The sequence below is a fragment of the Mesorhizobium sp. M5C.F.Ca.ET.164.01.1.1 genome, assembly GCF_004792125.1.
Classification (GTDB): domain Bacteria; phylum Pseudomonadota; class Alphaproteobacteria; order Rhizobiales; family Rhizobiaceae; genus Mesorhizobium; species Mesorhizobium wenxiniae.
The window spans coordinates 1-326 of record NZ_SRTG01000355.1 but is presented as its reverse complement, the minus strand read 5'-3'; the positions used below and the strand labels follow the sequence as shown (position 1 = coordinate 326).

1 pseudogene is annotated in these 326 nt (G+C 64.7%); it reads right to left on the bottom strand.

Annotated features, from left to right (window positions below):
- Window positions 1–326, bottom strand: a pseudogene (locus EN807_RS33785) (hypothetical protein); the annotation flags it as partial.

Genomic DNA, 326 nt, shown 5'->3' with positions numbered 1-326 from the left:
GACCCTGACGTCGCCGACATGGCCCTCGACTTCGGGGTCTTCGAAAAAACCGTCGAAATCGACGAACCAGGAGCTGAAAGGCGGTACGTTGGCCGGCTTGACCAGCGCGCTCGGCGTCAACTGCACGCCATGCACGGCAAATGGCCCGCCGGCGGCAAGCCGCTCGGCAAGCTCGGGGTTGTCGCGCAGCTTGTCGCCCGTGTTGACGACGGTGTCGGTGCACACAGATGTGTCCAGATTGCCGTCGGCGTCGTAGCCATATTGCAGGTCTACGCCGCCGGCCGACTGGCGGTTGCCTTGCGGGAAGCCGACCGCATATTCCTGCG